The organism is Streptomyces sp. NPDC002676 (assembly GCF_053592455.1).
On the sequence record NZ_JBSFVT010000011.1, the window covers coordinates 203,860 to 220,297 of the forward strand.

Sequence of the window (16,438 nt, forward strand, 5' to 3'; positions counted from 1 at the left end):
AATGGCTAATCATATCGAGGGCAGGGTGCTGCGACGCGGTGACTACCGCTACGAGAGCCTGCGCCGTGAAGCTTGCTGGCACTCGGGGGTCCCGGACCGCTGTCCCGAGGTGATCGTGCTGGCGAACAACGAGGACGACGTCGTCGGAGCGGTGAAGCTGGCCAGGGAGGAAGGCCTGCAGATCGCGGTGCGTTCCGGCGGCCACAGCTGGTCCGGGTCGCACCTGCGCGACGGCACGGTGCTGATCGACCTCTCGAATCTGCGCCATGTGACCGTCGACATGGAGGCGATGACCGGCACTGCCCAGCCCGGCGTCAAGGGGTCGGAGCTCAACTCGCTGCTGGCGGAGAAGGACCTGTTCTTCCCCACGGGTCACTGCACGGGCGTCGCCATCGGCGGTTATCTGCTGCAGGGCGGATTCGCCTGGGCCGGGCGGGACTACGGACCGGCCTGCATGTCGGTCATCGGCATCGACGCGGTCACTGCCGACGGGGAGCGGATCCACGCCGACGAGTCCCGGAACGCCGACCTGCTCTGGGCCGCCCGAGGCGCTGGTCCGGGCTTCTTCGCCGTCGTCACCCGGTTCTACGTCAAGCTCCACCCGCGCAAGCGGATCACGATGAACAGCGGCTACTTCTGGCCTGCCTCGGCCGCGCGTGACGTCTACGGCTTCGTGCACGAGATCGGCCGTCGGGCGCCTGCAGAGATCAATCTCATGTGCAACCGCGATCCGATGACGAACGACGAGCCGCTCATCTCCCTCAACGTCACCGCCTTCACCGACACCGAGGAGGAGGCCAGGGAGCAGCTGTCGGTCTTCGAGTCCTGCCCGTCACGCGCTCAGGTGCTGACCACGCGGCTCAACGAGGTGACGGACACCGGCACCTTGAGTCGTTTCGGCACCGATCCGCACTACGACGAGACCAAGCGCTATCTGGCCGACAACATGTGGACCCATGCCTCCTTCGACGACCTCTGGCCCAACTTCGAGGCCATGCTGAAGTCCTGGCCTCCGGCACCCTCGCACATGGTGCTGTACAACTGGGGAGGATATGAGGGACAGCCCGAACGCCCGCCGATGGCCTTCTCGGTGGAAGACGAGCTGTACTACGGGCTGTACGCGGCCTGGTCCGATCCGGCCGACGACCGGAAGTACACGGACTGGGTGACCGAGCACATGCGAGTCTGGGAGCCGTACGCCAGCGGCATCCAGCTGGCCGACGAGAACCTGATCAACCGCCCCTACCGCTTCGTGACCGACGAGAACCTCCGACGCCTCGACGACCTCCGCGCCACCTGGGATCCGGACGGCCTCTTCATCTCCTGGCTCGGCCGCCCCGAGCCGGGCACCAACGCTCTTGGCTGAACTGGTCGAGGCGGAGGCCGTGTTGGAGCGGCGGGCCATCGCGGTGTCGGAGACTCATGTCATCACTCTGCCGAGATGGCCGTACGAGAGCCATCCACCCACGGCATGGCGTGGTCTTCCCCCCAACGGGGGACCGGCCGCCGCCTTCGCGGACCTTCTGGGTCAGCGCATCCACCCGGACAAACGCGTCCGGCGCGTCCTGGCAACGCTGTCGCACGCACTACGCCCGCAACCTGCTGAGCTTTGGGAAACCCCGCAGCAGCGAGGCCACCCAGGGCTGGGCCGATTTCGATGACCAGCTGGAGGGTGGTCAGGCCGCGGGCGACGAGCGAGCGCAGGAAGGCGAGCCAGCCGGCCCCGTCCTCGGCGGTGGCGGTGGCGACGTCGATGCCGAGGATCTTGCTGCCCGGGCACTCACCTCGCCCAGATCGCCGGCTGCGGAACCAGCAGACCTCGCTCCACTCCCACACCATCGGGCGACAACAGATCCGGCCGAACGCTCACGAACCGCCCTGTCAGACCTGCCTGGCATCCTTCGGGTATGGAGATGACGCTGCAACTGGTGATCGACTGTGCTGACCCGCAGAGGCTGGTGAGCTTCTGGGCCGAGGCTCTGGGGTACGTTCCAGAGCCTCCGCCGGGCGGGCACTCCACGTGGCGGGAGTATTGGGCCGGGATGGGGGTGCCCGAGGAGGAGTTGCCCGCCGGTGCCGGGGAGGTGCCGGAGTCGATCATCGATCCTGCGGGACAGGGGCCGCGGGTGTGGTTCCAGCAGGTCCCCGAGCCGAAGGTCACCAAGAACCGGGTGCACCTTGACCTGAAGGTGGGCGGAGGGCGTGAGGTCCCGTTGGCGGTCCGCGCTCAGCGGGTCACCGCCATGGTGGAACGGCTCACCAAGGCCGGTGCCACCGTGCTGCGGATCATGGATGAGCCGGACATGGAGCACTACGCCGTCGTTCTGCAGGACCCCGAGGGCAACGAATTCTGCGTCGTCTAGAACCCCGTGACGCGAGTTTGTCATAGCGGGGCGCCACGGCGTGGTGCCGCCTCAGACGGTTGATCCCGACGTCCTGCACCGACCCTCAAGAACGCCGTCTGTGCCGGCATCACCACCCTGCAGGTCACCGGAATCGGTTAGGCACCTGGCCGAAGCCATCGTGCGATACGAGCGCGCTGGCCGAGGACAGAGGGCGGGACGCCAATCCTGGCGCCCCGCCCTGGGCGGGACAATACGCTCTTTCAGAAGGAGTTGGTCCGGTAGCGGCTGCGGAATTCGGCCAGCAACTCCTCCGTGGCCTCGGCTCCGGCGCTCACCGCGGCGTGGACGTCACGGAAGTAGTCTTCGTAGCCGGCCGGGGTGTAGAGGCACAGGGCGCGCGCCGGGGCCGTGCCGGCGTTGCGAAAGCCGTGCGGAGTACGCCGGGTCGCCGCCAGCAGATGCCCGGCGCCTGCCGTCACCTCTCCGTCTCCGGTGTGGAGGGTCAACTCGCCCTCCAGGACGTAGAAGTACTCGTCGTGTCCTTCGTGCACGTGCGGTCTGGCACCGATGGTGCCGGGGGCGAGGACGAACTCCTCGAACGCGAAGCGCCCGTCCGTGTGCTCGCCGGTGAGCCGGAAGAAGTGTGCGACACCGGCAACGTCTATCAGCTCACCGTCCTCGGGACGGCGCAGCAGCGGACGGGTGCGTATGAGGGACTGATCATCGGTCATGGACGCATTGTCCCTGTGTGCAATGCCAGGTGGCCCGGAATGCCGCGGTCAGCGCGGAGGCACCGGCGGTCTTCCCAACCGGCGGCGTAATGCGCCATGCCTGCCTCATCCGTATAAGGAGGCATCCTGGTGGCCAAGGATCGCAACCAGCACGCATCGGGTGCGCCACGCAGATGACCCGCTTCGACGACATCTAGAGCCGGCCGAACCCGCGGTTGTACTCCGGCTCGTGAAGAAGTTCATCGGTGCAGTGCTGGCTGCCGCGTTCGCTGTCACCGCGCTCGTCGCCGTGGGGGCGGCTATCACGGGCGGTGAGACCGGCGTCCAGGCCGGCACCATCATCAACCGCCTGTAACCGAGGGCGCGCAGGCGCGGGTACATTCAATGTGACTGAGCCCCACAGTTGGCTGCTTTCGCCAACTGAATGCTCAAGAGGGCCTGGTACAGAGGAAACACCCGTCCCAGTACGGGAGCGCGCCAAGGATCCGATGCCGTGAGCATGCGGCCACCGCACGTTCCTCAGGTCCGGGGAAGCCTCCCGCGCGGCGAGGGGTGCCGACCGGTACGAATCCCGCACATCATTAGCAAGATCAGATACAGCCAGCATCAGCACGTCGATGAACACCTCCGTGCCGCCGTCGGACAGGTACAGACTTTGTTCCCCACAACCGAATACGCTGCCGCTCACATCCGCCAGGCGAAGCGCTCGGCCGCCAACTGCAGGGCTCACTCACGTCCAACCGCCGCAACCCCTCCGGTCTCGTCACGACGCGGCTGCGCGCGAGGCCCTCCTCTGACGGAGCAGGGCCCGTCGGTGCCGTCCGGCACCCTCGCCGTGTTACGCCCCTGTGACACCGAACGAACCGTTCCAAGATCGAGGCGTGACAGGCTCTGCTTGCGAACAGAGCGGCAGGCTGCTGTGTGGCCCTCACGGCCCCGGGGGAATGGCGGATCGGCTCTGGCGTTGATGGACCGACCCACTGTCGACGTTCCTGGGGGAATCAGTCATGACCACACGCACCCGTACCACCGCTGCTGCGATCGCCGTGGCCGCGGCCGTCACCGGCACCGCCCTGCTGGGCACCTCCGGTGCCGCCTCGGCCGCCACCGGCGCCTCGCACGGCACCCTGACCATCAGCAACGGCACCAAGTACGTGCTGATCAACGGTCACAAGGTCAACTTCGGGGTACCCGTCCGGGACCTCGCCTGGTCTCCGAGCGGTACCAAGGCCGCCTTCGTCGACGGCTCCGGCAACCTGGACGTCGCCAACCCCGACGGCAGCGGTCGTGTGGTCGTCGCCAAGAACCCCGGCGACCAGAACTGGTCCCACCCCACCTGGCAGGTGACCGCGAAGGACACGCAGACCGGCATCCCTGCCAAGAACAACCTCATCTTCGCGGCGCGCGCCAACGGCGTGTCCCGCCTGAAGTACGTCTCCGCCAAGGCCGTCCACGGCACGCCCAAGCTGCTGCCCCTGTCGGCCGAGCTCGACTCGCCGGCGCTGCCGCAGACCGGCAACGTCTGGCCGAACGCCGCCGGCCACTACGGCACCTCGGTCTACGCCAACACCAACACCGGCGACGTCTACATCCGTGACGACTACATCCGCCAGCAGGGCGGCAAGCTGACCAAGGGCTCCCAGCCGGCCCTGTCGCCCAACGAGGAGGAGATCGTCTTCGTCCGCTCGGTCGCCGGCCACGACCACCTCTTCGTCGAGAACTTCGACAACGGCGCCCACATCAAGGACCTCACCCCGCACGCCACCACCGACTACACCGAGCCGGCCTGGTCCCCCGATGGTAAGACGCTCGCGGCGCGCACCCCCGCCGGGACGGTGACCCTGCCCTCCGACGGCACGGGCCACCCGACGAAGGTCACGACGACTGTCGGCCTGGCGGCGTACCGACCCTGACCTCGGCCGACAGGGTGGGCCGAGCGAGTCCGCGCAGCGCGGTGCGAGTCACCGCGCCGTGCGGGCAAGCTCGGCCCGCAGTTCTTCCAGGTGCGCGTCGGCCGTGTCGTGCGGCAGGAACTCGATGACGTCGAGGAACCGGAACAGCACCTGGCTGCTGGTGATGGCGTACTCGTACTCCGCGAACCCCACCACCGCGCCCATGGATCCCCGGGCGGCACCCCGCACCACATGCGAGGTCAGCTCGTCCGGCCGGTCCGCCGACAGCCCGCGCCGGGCGTTGGGCCGGGCCAGGTACGGGCACACCATCGAGGCGTACAGCATGCACGCGCGGTGCCCCGGACCCTCCAGAGTCGGCGCGAGATTGCGATACGGCTGCCCGGCAGCCAAGGCCTCGCCGATCGCCGCACTCTCCGCGGCCCCCAGCACACGCCACACCGGCCCCTGCGGCATGCCCTGGTTGCACACCGAGCACAACCGCTTCCCCGCGCACTGGGCGCTGCGCTCGTAGTCGGTCAGCGCGAACTGTGGCTCGTCCCCCTCCCACGGAGTGATCGCCGGCACCGGATACCCCCGTATGTCCCTTGGCCGCGCCGCAACCCCCGCCGGCATGGGAACACTCTCGAATCGCACAACCCATCCCTACCAGGCCCTGCTTCATGGCACCACAACGGGGTCGTTCCCGCGGCGGGTCGACTGCCGTCGGGCACGCCGTAGTCCCCACCCGCGCAGCCGGGCCAGGACGCGATCCGCGACGGCGCGTCGGCTTCGGGTAGTCGCGTGATTTCTGTTTGGTCATCACGTGAGCCCAAGCAGTGCGGGTGGGCGGTGTAAGTTGCGGGCGCTGCGGCGGAGACGGGAGGCGACGTTCGTGGCGCCGGCGAGCTTGAGGGCGCCGAGGGCCAGGTGGCCACAGGTGGTCTTGGCGCACGCCGGAAGCGCTCCAGCGCAAGGGGCAGTCGGCCGCGGACTGCGTCGATGCGGTCGTGATCTGAGCTCGCGACCCCGTGGGACGCGGACCGCCCCACGATGTACTGCGAGACCGGATGGCGGGTGTAGCGGTCCGCCTCGCACAGCCGCCGGAGACGGTTGTCGAGCTTGCGCACGACTTTCGTGGCCATCCGTTTCATGAACAGCCTGGAGGACGACGCTGCGTCGTGTGTGCTTGAAGACCTTGACGAACGAGATCCAGTCGGGGTCCAGATCCTCGCCGCCGGCCAGTCGCATGATGATCCGGTTCAGACGGTGATGGGCGCAACCAGAACGCCGAGCCGCTCCCCGCCAAAGGCGACGCCGGCACCCCTCACCGGCTCTGTCCGCAGCATGCGGGCCCGCTGACGCCGCCGGGCCGTGCGTGCCGCCGGGTGTAGAGCTGCTGAGGCACTCGACGTTGCTGCTCCATGTCGGCTGCATCACCGCCCGAGGTCCGTTACGTTGGTAAAGCACCTGGCCAGAGGGGGGCAACAAGCCGTAATCCACCGAGGACGCTCCATGACCGGCTTGATCGTCGTCTTGCTGCTGGTGGTCGTGGCCACAGCCGTGGCGACCGGTGCCCGGCGCTGGAGCCTGCCCGCCCCCTCGCTCCTTGTGGTGGTGGGTCTGGTCGTGGGGCTGATGCCCTGGGTTCCCGAGGTGCGCCTGCCGCCTCACGTGATCAACGTGCTGGTGCTGCCACCGCTGCTCTACGCCTCGGCCGGCGAAATCTCCGTCCGCGACCTGCGCACCGTGTGGCGGCCTGTGACCGGCCTGGTCTTCGGCCTGGTCCTCGCCTCGGCCATCGCCGTCGGGTACGTGGCCCGCGCGATCACCCCGCTCACGGCCGCGACCGCGTTCATCCTCGGCTCTGTGCTGGCCAGCACCGACCCCGTGGCCGTGACCGCGCTCGGCCGACGCCTGTCTCTCCCACCGCGCGTGCAGGCCATGGTGCAGGCGGAAAGCCTGTTCAACGATGCCACCTCACTGGTCCTGTACAAGGTCGCCGTGGCCACCGCGGTGTCCGGCAGCGCCATCAGTGTGCCCGGGACCGTTGAGGAGTTCCTGGTCCTTGCAGGCGGGGGAGCCCTCATCGGGGCGGCGGTCGCCGCAGTGGTGACCCTGATCCACAGACGGACCGACGACCCCATGCTGGAGACCGTGATCGCGTTGGTCGCTCCGTACGCCTCCTACGTCATTGCGGAGCAATCGCACACCTCCGGCGTGACCGCCGTCATCGTGGCCGGGGTCGTCCTCGGCAGCACCGGCCACAAGCTCAGCAACGCCCGCGTCCGCCTCCAGGTCCACGCCGTCTACGACACCTTGACCTTTCTGCTGGAGAGCGTCGTCTTCGCCCTGATCGGCCTCGAGCTCCCTTGGGCGGTCCGTCATCTCGCGCGCGACGAGCACGGCTGGCCGCTGTGGGTGCCGGTGATCGCCTTCACTCTGCTGGCGATCCGCCTGCTGTGGATCTTCCCGCTGTCCGCCCTGATCCACCACCGGCACATGGAGGGTGACAACCGCCTGTCCTGGCGCGTTCCGGCCGTCCTGTCCTGGGCGGGCACCCGAGGCGTCATGCCGCTGGCAGCCGCGCTCTCCATCCCCCTGGTCACCCACACAGGGGCGCCGCTGCCGCACCGGGCACTCGTTCTCACACTCACCACGGGGACCGTCGCGCTCACTCTCATCTTCCAGGGTTTCACCCTGGCCCCTGTCGTCCGCCGCTCCGGCATCGCTCTGGAACCGGAGCACACCGCCCGCGAGGAGGCCCGGACCCGCCGACACATCGCCAAGGCCGCTCTGGACGAGCTCAAACTGCTGGGCGATCTGGATCAGCTCGCCGATCTGGGTACCGCCGCCGAGGCCGCCTTGATACAGGCCCGTCGTCATCTGGAAGCGCGCATCCACCAGGTTGAGGACGCCCACTACAGCGACCCGGACGCTCGTCCTGCCGACGCCTACCGCGAGATACGCCGGACACTCATCGCCATCGAGCTGGCCGAGCTCCAGCGCCTCTACGAAGCGAACAAGATCAGCAACGCCACCCGGCGCCGGATCCAACACGAACTCGACCTCGAAGAAGCCAGCCTCCGCCCCCGAGACTGACTGCCGGCTTCAGTAACCGCATCCATACACTGACGGGGGCCACCATGCACCTCATGTGCTGAACTCGCTGACACTGCTCCTCGTAGCGAAGATCATGCGGGCGTACTCCAGCCGACGATGAATGGACCGGCGCACCGGTCACCCTCGCCCAGGCCCAGTCCGGCGTCTACAAACTTGCCGTCCGGATGGACGAGCACCGGCACCGCATCGACGGGGCAGCGACCACCGTCGGCGAGCTCGCCGCGGTCGAGCCAATCCTCGACATCCCCGGTCAGCACCCCCTGGCCGGACGAGCGAGGGCCGTGTGGACGGGCTGACGGCAGACTGGCGGTGCAACGGGGCCTCGGAGGGTCCCGCCTGACTTCGCGGCCTTGATGACACGACCTCTAACGGCGGCGCATGGGCGGCTTGCCGGTGGCCAGGAGCGGTCCTGCCATTTTGAGCGTGCGCAGCACGGGCGCGGTCTCCAGGGTCCGGATCGCCTCCAGGGTGCCCAGGCGTTCGGTCAGGTAGCGGTGCAGCGCCGCCGGGTCGGGGCACAGGGCATGGGCGGTGAGATTGTGGGGGCCGGTGACGGCGGCCACGTAGGCCAGCTCGGGGTGCCGGGCCAGGGCGCGGGCGACCTGGTCGAGGTGAGCGGGGGCGACGGCCATCCACAGGAGCGCCTGCGTGGCGACGCCCAGCAGGGTGGAGTCGAGTTCCACGTCGAAGAAGAGCTGGCCGTCGGCCCGCAGTTGCTCCAGCCGGCGCGCGACGGTGGCGGGCGACCAGCCGGTGGCCGCGGCCAGGCTGCTCAGGCTTGCCCGACCGTCGCGCTGGAGGGCAGCGAGCAGGTCGGAATCGGCATCGGTAAGAGCCGCCCGCACCCCAGAAGCGGCGGTGACAGGAGCCGTATCAGCTACGGCGGTGCGCAGGCGGCACTGCTGCGTGGCGTCGAGGGCTTGTTGATGGCCGGACCAGGCGGTGGGCCCACCGAGGTAGGTGTGCAGCACGCAGTGTGCGGAGACCGCGGTGATGCCGGCCGTGCGCGGGATGTCGTGCAACAGCAGCGCGTGTCCGGCGGGCCCGTCGGCGGTGGAGGTGTGCACGATCGCGACGATCTCGGTGCCGCCCGAGGCGAGCTTGACCCAGGAGGTGTCGGCGCGGCGGGCCAGCGCGTCGGCAAGGTCCTGGGCGGCGCGCGGGCCCGTGGTCAGCCGCAGCAGCCACTGGGTGAGGCCGCTGCGCTGCGGCTCGGCCAGGCCGACCACCCGCAGCGCAGCGTCTGCACACAGCCGCCGGTATCGGCGGGAGGCCGTCTGCGCCGAGACGCCGAGGACGTCGGCGATCGCGCTGAACGGCGCCCGCCCGTCGATGCGCAGGGCGTGGATGAGACCACGGTCGATGTCGTCCAACATGTGAAAATCATGCATGAGAGACGTTCCAATGGAATGATTCAGCAATCCAGCCGCCCAAAGTGGAGGTGCCCCGGCGGCAGCGCGCACTCTCGGGCGCATGTCGTACTCCACCACCACCCCGTCCCCGCAGCGGCGCTGGGCCGCACTCGCCGTGCTGCTGGTCGCCGAGGCCATGAACCTCCTCGACGCCACCATCATGACCGTCGCCGCCCCCGTGATCCGCGCCGGTTTGGGCGGCCCTGCCGCCAGCATCCAGTGGTTCAGTGCCGCGTATACCTTGCCGTTCGCCGTCTTCTTGATCACCGGCGGGCGGCTGGGTGACATCGTCGGCCGGCGGCGGGTGTTCCGCCTCGGCATGGCCGGCTTCATCCTGGCCTCACTGGGGTGCGCGCTCGCACCGTCCACGGCGGCGCTGATCGCGCTGCGGGCGGTGCAGGGCTCGGCGGCAGCGCTGATCATCCCGCAGACCATCGGCATGATCCGTGCCATGTTCGCCGGCCCAGAACTGGCGCGGGCCATGGGCACCATCGGCCCGGTCATGGGGCTTGCCGCGGTCACCGGCCCGGTGGTCGGCGGCGCGCTGACCCAAGCGGATGTGCTGGGTTCCTCCTGGCGCGCGGTCTTCCTCGTCAACGTTCCGCTGGGTGCCGCCGTGCTGGCGGCCAGCCCGTTGCTGCACGAGGACCGTGCCGCGCTCCGGCCGCGGCTGGACCACACTGGCACGGTGCTGGCGGTCCTGGGCAGCAGCCTGCTGGTCTATCCGCTCATCCAGGGCGGCGCATATGGCTGGCCGGGCTGGTCTTGGGCCATGCTCGCCGCTGGCGGCGCGGTGCTGGCGGGCTTCGCCGCACATCAACGGCGGCGGGCCCGCAGGGGCCGCAGCCCGCTCATCGAGCCGGGCCTGTTCGTCGACCGCGGCTTCACCGCCGCGCTGGTGTCCAGCGTGCTGTTCTTCTCTGTGGTGGGCGGTCTGATGCTGGTGGCCGTGATGCAGATGCAGCTGGGCCTGCACCGCGACGTCCTCTCGGCCGGCTTCACGCTGCTGCCCTGGTCCGCGGCGATGGCGCTGTCTTCCTGGGCCGCCGGCGCCTGGCTCATACCCCGGTACGGGGCCCGGGTCATGAGCGCCGGCCTGCTGGCCCTGCTCGCCGGAGTCGTATCGGCCGCCGCGGTGTACGCCACCAGCCCGCCCGCCTCCTACCCCTGGCTGCTGCTGCCCGCGCTGGCCATGGCCGGGATCGGTCAGGGCCTGTACGCCGTGCCGTTCTTCACCACCGCCCTACATCGAGTCCGCCCACACGAGACGGGCTCCGCCGCCGGCCTGCTCAACGCGGTGCAGCAACTCGGCGGCACTCTCGGCGTCGCCCTGCTCGGCAGCCTCTTCTTCCATGACGCCGCGCCCGGCGACCCCACCCCGGCCGCCGCCGCGCTCACCGGCGCCCGCAACGCCTTCTGCCTCGCCGCCGCGCTCATCCTCGCCACCGCAGTGACCACGGCCATGATGCTCCCGCGGCGGCGCCCATCGCCCACGAGCCCGGATCAGCCCGTCGTTCCCGATGCCACGGCCAGGTGACAGCTTTGGAGCGGAGGGCCGTAACCCCATCAGGGCTTCGTGACCACGACCTTCTTGGGCTGACGGGGGACGGTCTTGGCCTTGTCGAGGCGCCCGTACACCGTCGATCGCGGGACGCCGAACATGTCGGCGATCTGTTGGACGGTCTTCTCCCGCTCGGCGTAGAGCCGTTGGGCGAGCGCGGCTTGCTCCTCGGTGAGCTTCGGGCGGCGCCCGCCGACCCGCCCCGGGCCCGCGCGGAGGTGAGCCCGTCCTTGTCGACGGCGGTTTCTTCGCCGAAGTGCCTGGACAGGGCCGCGTCGACATCCGGGGTGCAGGCTGCGAAGAAGCCGTGCAGCTCGGACAGCAAGCGCGTAGTTGACCTTGGTCGACAGGTCGGTGGCGTGTGCGCGGTCGATCGGCCCGAGGTAGTCGATGCCGGTCGTCGGCTTGGGCAGTTCGGCCGGGACCTCGGACTTGGCCTTGGGGGTGGTTGTTGCGCCTGATCCGGAGCGGCAGCGCGGTGCCGGCGTCGGCGCCGTCGACGCGGACCTGGAGGAAGGTCAGGTCGAACGGGTCGAAGACCAACTCGACCTTGCGGCCGACCAGTTGCGGGTCGACCTGGTAGCGGTTGCCGTGCAGGGAGACCGTGCCGGTCTTGGCGACCGTGCGGTGCTCGGACCAGCGGAAAGCCTCCACCAGATCGGACGGGTGTTTCCGGCGGTGGTAGCCGTTCTCTGTCTTCGGCGAAGCCCCAGCGGTGGCCGACCACCGCCCGGGAATGGTCGTCGATGAAGGCGAAGAGGTAGGTCTTGAGGCCGTCGATCCGCGGCCCGTGCAGGGCATCGCCCGTATAGAGCTCGTTGGGGCGGTCGGCCTCGAACCGGCCGCCTGACGGCCTGGCTATCGGACTTCTCCGGGAGCGTGTGCCGGATGCCCCGGCGCCGCAGGTACTCGCGGCACGGGCCAGGCCGTTGCTGTATTCCTTGTCGGCCGCGATGCTGTCGGGCTTCGTGCGGGGCCGGCCCGGACCGACCCGCGGCACGCGGATCTTCGCCAGCACCGTCTGAAACTGTGTGCAGTCCGCCCGCTGTCCGCCGGTGCCGACCAGGGACAGCGGGCGCAGCGGCCGTTCGCGCTCAGGTGGAGTTTGCTGATGAACCCGCCTCGCGAGCGGCCCAGGCCCTCACCTCCTGCACCACCTCCACCACCCGGGCGAGCAGGCTTTGCCACGGTGTTTCGCCCAGTCGACCTCGCCCGCGACGTCGGCAGCGGCCTGGACCTGCTGCAGCAGACGCTCCCACGTGACGTCGGCCGACCACAGCCGGTGGCGTTGATAGACGGTCTTCCAGGGGCCGAACCGCTCGGGAAGATCCCGCCGATGCACCCCACTTCACACCCGGTGCAGGATCCCATCGATCACCTGTCGATGATCCCGCCATCGGCCACAACGGCCATTGCTCACCGGCAGGAACGGCCGCAACCGTTCCCACTCGGCATCTGTCAGATCGCCGCGCCCCATGCGCACAACAACGACCGCGGCACGGGGCGGTCACGGTGATCGCCCGGACAGGTCCCAGCAGTCCGCCACGGGGCTTGCCCAATACGGCCTTGCGCGGGCCGCACACCCCGTCGGCAGCCCGTCACAGTCCCGGCCCGCTTGCTGAACACGGGCCGCTCCACAGGGATCCCCGACCTGGTCGGCAGACTCTCTTCCGGCGCCCCGAAGCATCACAGTCCCCCAGGGGGACAAGACGTCGGCCATTAAGAAAGGATCTTGCACAGCGGGTTCCCCTTCCGCTTGCGCGTTGCTGACTTGGGATGCGTGCCTTGGATGCGGTACGGCAGTCAAGCGAAGCGGTCCCGAGGGAGGCAAGCGTGTGCGACGGGCACGCGCGAGGCGTCGGTTCCCACCCCATGCCCTCCGTACGCGCCCCCCTGTGAACCGCGCACACGGGTGCGGCGTCGGCCGGAACGCTGGAGTCCGCAGCGAGTCGGCGTGCCCGTCCACCGAGGGCCGGTCGGCCGCAGGCAGCCGGTGCACCCCAACCGGCATCGGGACCACCGTCGCGCGTGGCTCGCTCGCCGTGTCCGGGCGGGACGGGGATCGCCTTCGAGCGGGTTGGGAGAGCCCTCGGTAGCGTCCTCAAGGCTCCGGGCTACCGAATTTCACAGGCTCACAATCTTGCTCCTTGTGCATGTGACTGCCCGCCTCGTTCCTCTCGACGGCGCTGCGCCAGCCTGGTGTTCTTGGGGCGCGGTCGAAAACCTCTGACCTGATCGCTCATGCAACGGAACAGGTCATGGCGCCCATGCCGCCCCTGCACCGGTGCGCCAGTTCGACGGCACTGCCACCGACGGACACGCCACCGTGCTGCTGCACGCCGGCGCAGGCTCGGTGCACCTGGCATCTCCATCGGACGGCGCTCATGGAGGTGCCGCTCGATTCCACACGAATGGCGGAGCATGATGAGTAACCTGATCGAATTTCCCGCAGACATCGCTCAGCACGCCGACCCCTATGGGTTCATGAGCGACCTGAGGGAACAGGCGCCCGTGGTACCCGTGTTGTGGCGCGGCACCCTCCAGACCTGGCTGGTGACGCGTTACGACGACTGCTGCGAAGCCCTCGCCAACCCCGTACTCAGCCACGAGACGCGCTTCGTGCAGACCGAACTGTCGGCACACTTCGGCAACGATGTTGCCCCGTTTCTCAAGCTGGAGAGCAACGATCCGCCGGAACACACACGTCTACGTCGGGCTGTCTCCAAGTTCTTCGCGGCTCGCTGCACCGAGGGCCTCGCACCGGCCGTCGAGCGGATCGTCACCGACCGGATCGACAGCATCGATGAGGATGAGGTCGACCTGATCGGCATCCTGGAGAAGCCACCGTTGTTCGTGCTCGGTGATCTGTTCGGCGTGCCCGTGGAGGACCGCGGAGAGCTGTACGAACTGACAGCGTCCTTCTTCCAGCCCTTCGACGATCCCGAATCAGGACATGCTGCAGCCGACGCGGCCCGCCGGATGACCGACTACCTCTCGGAGTTGGCCGATCGCTACCAGCGGGAACCGGATGACAACCTGTTCAGCGCCATGGTGAACGACACCGACGTCATGGCTCGGTTGTCCTTGGGCGAACTCGCCGAAATCTGTACGGAGCTGATAACGGCGGGAATTCATGGCGCGATTTCCATGATCGGGAACGGCGTGCTGGCACTGCTGCGCAATCCTGACCAGATGGCGGTGTTGCGTCGTCGCCCCGAACTTCTTCCGCCCGCGATAGACGAGCTCATCCGCTACGACGGCTCCCTGCTGGAGAAGTACAAGTTCACCAAGGAAGCCGTCGACATCGCCGGCACCCGCATACCGGCCGGACGGGTCATACTGCTATGTCTCGGAAGCGCCAACCGCGATCCAAGGAAATTCGATCACCCTGATCGGCTGGATGTCGAACGAGGCGAGGTCAGCCATCTTGGATTCGGGTACGGAATCCACCACTGTCTGGGTTACCGGATGGGCAAACTCATCGGTGAAGTCGTATTCCGCACTCTGCTCGACCGCTACTCGGAAATCACACTGCAGGAGTCTTCGCAGCAACTTCGCCACAGCAGGACCACGCTGCGTCGCCTTGCGGAACTGCCGGTGAGGTTGCAGCGGCGATAGTCCGTGTTCTGCGACGAACAGAAAAGCCCCTGGGCGAAAGCGTCTATCGGAGGACGGTGGAGAATCATGCGCCGCAGTGGACTCGTGAGTAGTCGACGCAAGGAGATCGACACTGCGGCCACTCTGGTCAGAGACCGCCCGACCTGGCTGTTCTACGGCCAGTTTGCGGTTTGGGGATATTTCGGGTATGGATTCGGTCCGGCAGTGCCGATGATCCGCGACGAATTTCACCTCAACCGAGCCGCCGCCGGGTTGCATGGAAGCGCCATGGCAATCGGCACACTCGCCAGCGGTGCCGCGTTGCCGTACCTGGTCCGGCGCCTCGGACGGGGGCGTACATTGTGGCTGGCATTCGCCGGCATCGCCGTTTCCGTCATCGTGCTGAGTTTGGCACCCAATCTTGCCGGCACGTTGTCAGGTGCGGCTCTGGCGGCTCTGGCGGGCTCGACCCTGAGCGGGTGTGTCATCGCCTTCCTCGCCGACCACCACGGCAAGGCCGGCCCCGCGGCGATCAGCGAGGCGATGGCGGCGAACGTCGGCATGGGACTGCTCGCGCCGCTCATGCTCGCCGCCGTCGGATGGCGGGCGGGCCTTGGCGTCACCGCCGCACTGGTGGTCGTGGTCGCTGTGCTGGCGAAGGCCGGGGGAGGGGCACGCACCCCTGCGACGTCTGTGACGTCTCAGGGCGCGCGTGCTCACGGGAGGCTGCCCAAGCAGTACTGGTTGGCCTGGTCGGTGATCGTCCTGTGCATCAGCACCGAAGTGTGCTTGTCGCTGTGGATGTCCGATGAGTTGCGCGTGCAGACTGGTATGTCGGCAAGCTCTGCGGCGGCCGCTGCGTCAGCGTTGTTCGGCGGGATTCTCGTCGGCCGATTGATCGGTGGTCAGATGGCCGGCCGGTACGGCCGCAGGCGACTCCTGCTCGCCGTCATGGCCGTAGCCGCTGTGGGGTTCGTGGTTTTCTGGGCCCCGAGCGTTTCCTGGTTGGCGGTGAGCGGGCTGGGGATTACCGGCCTCGGTATCGCACTCCAGTACCCGCTGGCCGTGGACCTGGCGGTTGAGGCCTCGGCTGGCCGTCCCGACCTCGCTGCCGCCCGGACGCAATACGCCTTTGGGCTCTCTTTCGGTGTTGCGCCCCTGGCCCTTGGCGTAATCGCCGAGAAAATCGGCATGCATCACGCCTTCCTGCTGGTACCGACGCTCTTGGCGGCGGCAGCGAGCGGCGTAGTGCTACTGGGAACTACGGGCAGGACCACGGCGCTTGGGGCGCCGGGACATACACGTGAGGCTGACACCGCCGCTTCGCCTTCCCCTTCTTCGGCTCGGCGGTCTTCCGTCATCAGGGAGGCCGCGGGAACTGACGTGCAATCTGATGAAGCGCACTGACAGCGGATCCCGGCAGAGACGCATGAGGCAGAGCGGCGGAGGTGGTCATGAGGGGCCATCGATCACGGCTGGCGCCGCCCGCTCCGGCCTCTTCATCCGCCCGCCTCCTCCTCGCCACCGCCACACGCCGGCTCACGCCGGCTGCGGCCCCACCGCAGCCGCCGGCCTCGACCTCGCCGGATCGCGGGTGACTGCATGCACCGCCGCCGACCGCTCCCGGCGGCCCGTCGCACGGCCTGCACCGTGCCGGCCGCACGGCCCCGACCAACCAGCCCGGCCCAGTGTGCACACCGGGCTTCCGGACCCCGGCCGCACCCTTGCGGGTGTCACGACCGGCAGTCGGACCGACGCCGCGGCCACGTGCGTGGCCCGC

The 16,438-nt window shown here is 68.7% G+C and carries 14 protein-coding genes and 2 pseudogenes; 9 read left to right on the plus strand and 7 right to left on the minus strand.

Translation table 11 applies throughout. The annotated features are described in order from the left end of the window. The first annotated feature begins 1 nt into the window (after position 1). On the plus strand, positions 2 to 1,366 hold the full coding sequence (locus ACWD3E_RS27850) for an FAD-binding oxidoreductase (protein WP_451390305.1): 1,365 nt from the start codon (positions 2 to 4) through the stop codon (positions 1,364 to 1,366). 254 nt (positions 1,367 to 1,620) lie between these two features. Here ACWD3E_RS27850 and ACWD3E_RS27855 read toward each other — a convergent pair. After that, positions 1,621 to 1,767 (minus strand): annotated as a pseudogene (locus ACWD3E_RS27855) (transposase); the annotation flags it as partial. Positions 1,768 to 1,907: 140 nt separating this feature from the next. Here ACWD3E_RS27855 and ACWD3E_RS27860 point away from each other — a divergent pair. Next, positions 1,908 to 2,363: a VOC family protein gene (locus tag ACWD3E_RS27860; protein WP_451390306.1), complete on the plus strand. Its 456-nt coding sequence runs from the start codon at positions 1,908 to 1,910 to the stop codon at positions 2,361 to 2,363. A gap of 242 nt (positions 2,364 to 2,605) precedes the next feature. Here ACWD3E_RS27860 and ACWD3E_RS27865 read toward each other — a convergent pair whose 3' ends face one another. Continuing rightward, positions 2,606 to 3,076, minus strand: a complete 471-nt coding sequence (locus ACWD3E_RS27865; RefSeq protein WP_451390307.1) for a cupin domain-containing protein — start codon at positions 3,074 to 3,076, stop codon at positions 2,606 to 2,608. A gap of 229 nt (positions 3,077 to 3,305) precedes the next feature. Here ACWD3E_RS27865 and ACWD3E_RS27870 point away from each other — a divergent pair, with 229 nt between their 5' ends. Then, positions 3,306 to 3,431, plus strand: a complete 126-nt coding sequence (locus ACWD3E_RS27870; RefSeq protein ID WP_451390308.1) for a hypothetical protein — start codon at positions 3,306 to 3,308, stop codon at positions 3,429 to 3,431. A 652-nt stretch (positions 3,432 to 4,083) separates the two neighbouring features. Beyond that, complete coding sequence (locus tag ACWD3E_RS27875) at positions 4,084 to 4,989, plus strand: TolB family protein (RefSeq protein ID WP_451390309.1); 906 nt, start codon at positions 4,084 to 4,086, stop codon at positions 4,987 to 4,989. Positions 4,990 to 5,037: 48 nt separating this feature from the next. Here the strand turns inward: ACWD3E_RS27875 and ACWD3E_RS27880 are convergent, their stop codons facing one another. Next, positions 5,038 to 5,553, minus strand: a complete 516-nt coding sequence (locus tag ACWD3E_RS27880) for a hypothetical protein (protein ID WP_451390310.1) — start codon at positions 5,551 to 5,553, stop codon at positions 5,038 to 5,040. 927 nt (positions 5,554 to 6,480) lie between these two features. Here ACWD3E_RS27880 and ACWD3E_RS27885 point away from each other — a divergent pair. Both ACWD3E_RS27885 and ACWD3E_RS27890 read left to right on the plus strand, forming a co-directional pair. Further along, positions 6,481 to 8,067 carry a Na+/H+ antiporter gene (locus ACWD3E_RS27885; RefSeq protein ID WP_451390311.1) on the plus strand — a complete coding sequence of 529 codons (1,587 nt, stop codon included), beginning with the start codon at positions 6,481 to 6,483 and terminating at the stop codon, positions 8,065 to 8,067. Between the two features lie 185 nt (positions 8,068 to 8,252). Next, positions 8,253 to 8,384, plus strand: coding sequence for a hypothetical protein (locus ACWD3E_RS27890; protein ID WP_451390312.1), 132 nt, complete (start codon positions 8,253 to 8,255; stop codon positions 8,382 to 8,384). Between the two features lie 69 nt (positions 8,385 to 8,453). On the opposite strand, the gene ACWD3E_RS27895 is transcribed toward ACWD3E_RS27890, so the two are convergent. Then, positions 8,454 to 9,464, minus strand: a complete 1,011-nt coding sequence (locus ACWD3E_RS27895; protein ID WP_451390313.1) for an Lrp/AsnC family transcriptional regulator — start codon at positions 9,462 to 9,464, stop codon at positions 8,454 to 8,456. A gap of 97 nt (positions 9,465 to 9,561) precedes the next feature. Here ACWD3E_RS27895 and ACWD3E_RS27900 point away from each other — a divergent pair, with 97 nt between their 5' ends. Next, positions 9,562 to 11,037, plus strand: a complete 1,476-nt coding sequence (locus ACWD3E_RS27900; protein ID WP_451390314.1) for an MFS transporter — start codon at positions 9,562 to 9,564, stop codon at positions 11,035 to 11,037. A 29-nt stretch (positions 11,038 to 11,066) separates the two neighbouring features. On the opposite strand, the gene ACWD3E_RS27905 is transcribed toward ACWD3E_RS27900, so the two are convergent. The 3 genes and pseudogenes from ACWD3E_RS27905 to ACWD3E_RS27915 all read right to left on the minus strand — a co-directional run bounded on the left by ACWD3E_RS27905 (position 11,067) and on the right by ACWD3E_RS27915 (position 12,403). Beyond that, on the minus strand, positions 11,067 to 11,474 hold the full coding sequence (locus ACWD3E_RS27905) for a helix-turn-helix domain-containing protein (RefSeq protein WP_451390372.1): 408 nt from the start codon (positions 11,472 to 11,474) through the stop codon (positions 11,067 to 11,069). Between the two features lie 145 nt (positions 11,475 to 11,619). Continuing rightward, a pseudogene (locus ACWD3E_RS27910) lies at positions 11,620 to 11,862 on the minus strand (hypothetical protein); the annotation flags it as partial. A gap of 340 nt (positions 11,863 to 12,202) precedes the next feature. Then, complete coding sequence (locus ACWD3E_RS27915) at positions 12,203 to 12,403, minus strand: transposase (RefSeq protein WP_451390315.1); 201 nt, start codon at positions 12,401 to 12,403, stop codon at positions 12,203 to 12,205. Between the two features lie 1,082 nt (positions 12,404 to 13,485). Here ACWD3E_RS27915 and ACWD3E_RS27920 point away from each other — a divergent pair. Beyond that, entirely contained in the window at positions 13,486 to 14,679 is a 1,194-nt protein-coding gene (locus ACWD3E_RS27920; RefSeq protein ID WP_451390316.1) for a cytochrome P450, read from the plus strand. Between the two features lie 84 nt (positions 14,680 to 14,763). Continuing rightward, complete coding sequence (locus ACWD3E_RS27925) at positions 14,764 to 16,065, plus strand: MFS transporter (protein ID WP_451390317.1); 1,302 nt, start codon at positions 14,764 to 14,766, stop codon at positions 16,063 to 16,065. Positions 16,066 to 16,438 lie beyond the last annotated feature (373 nt).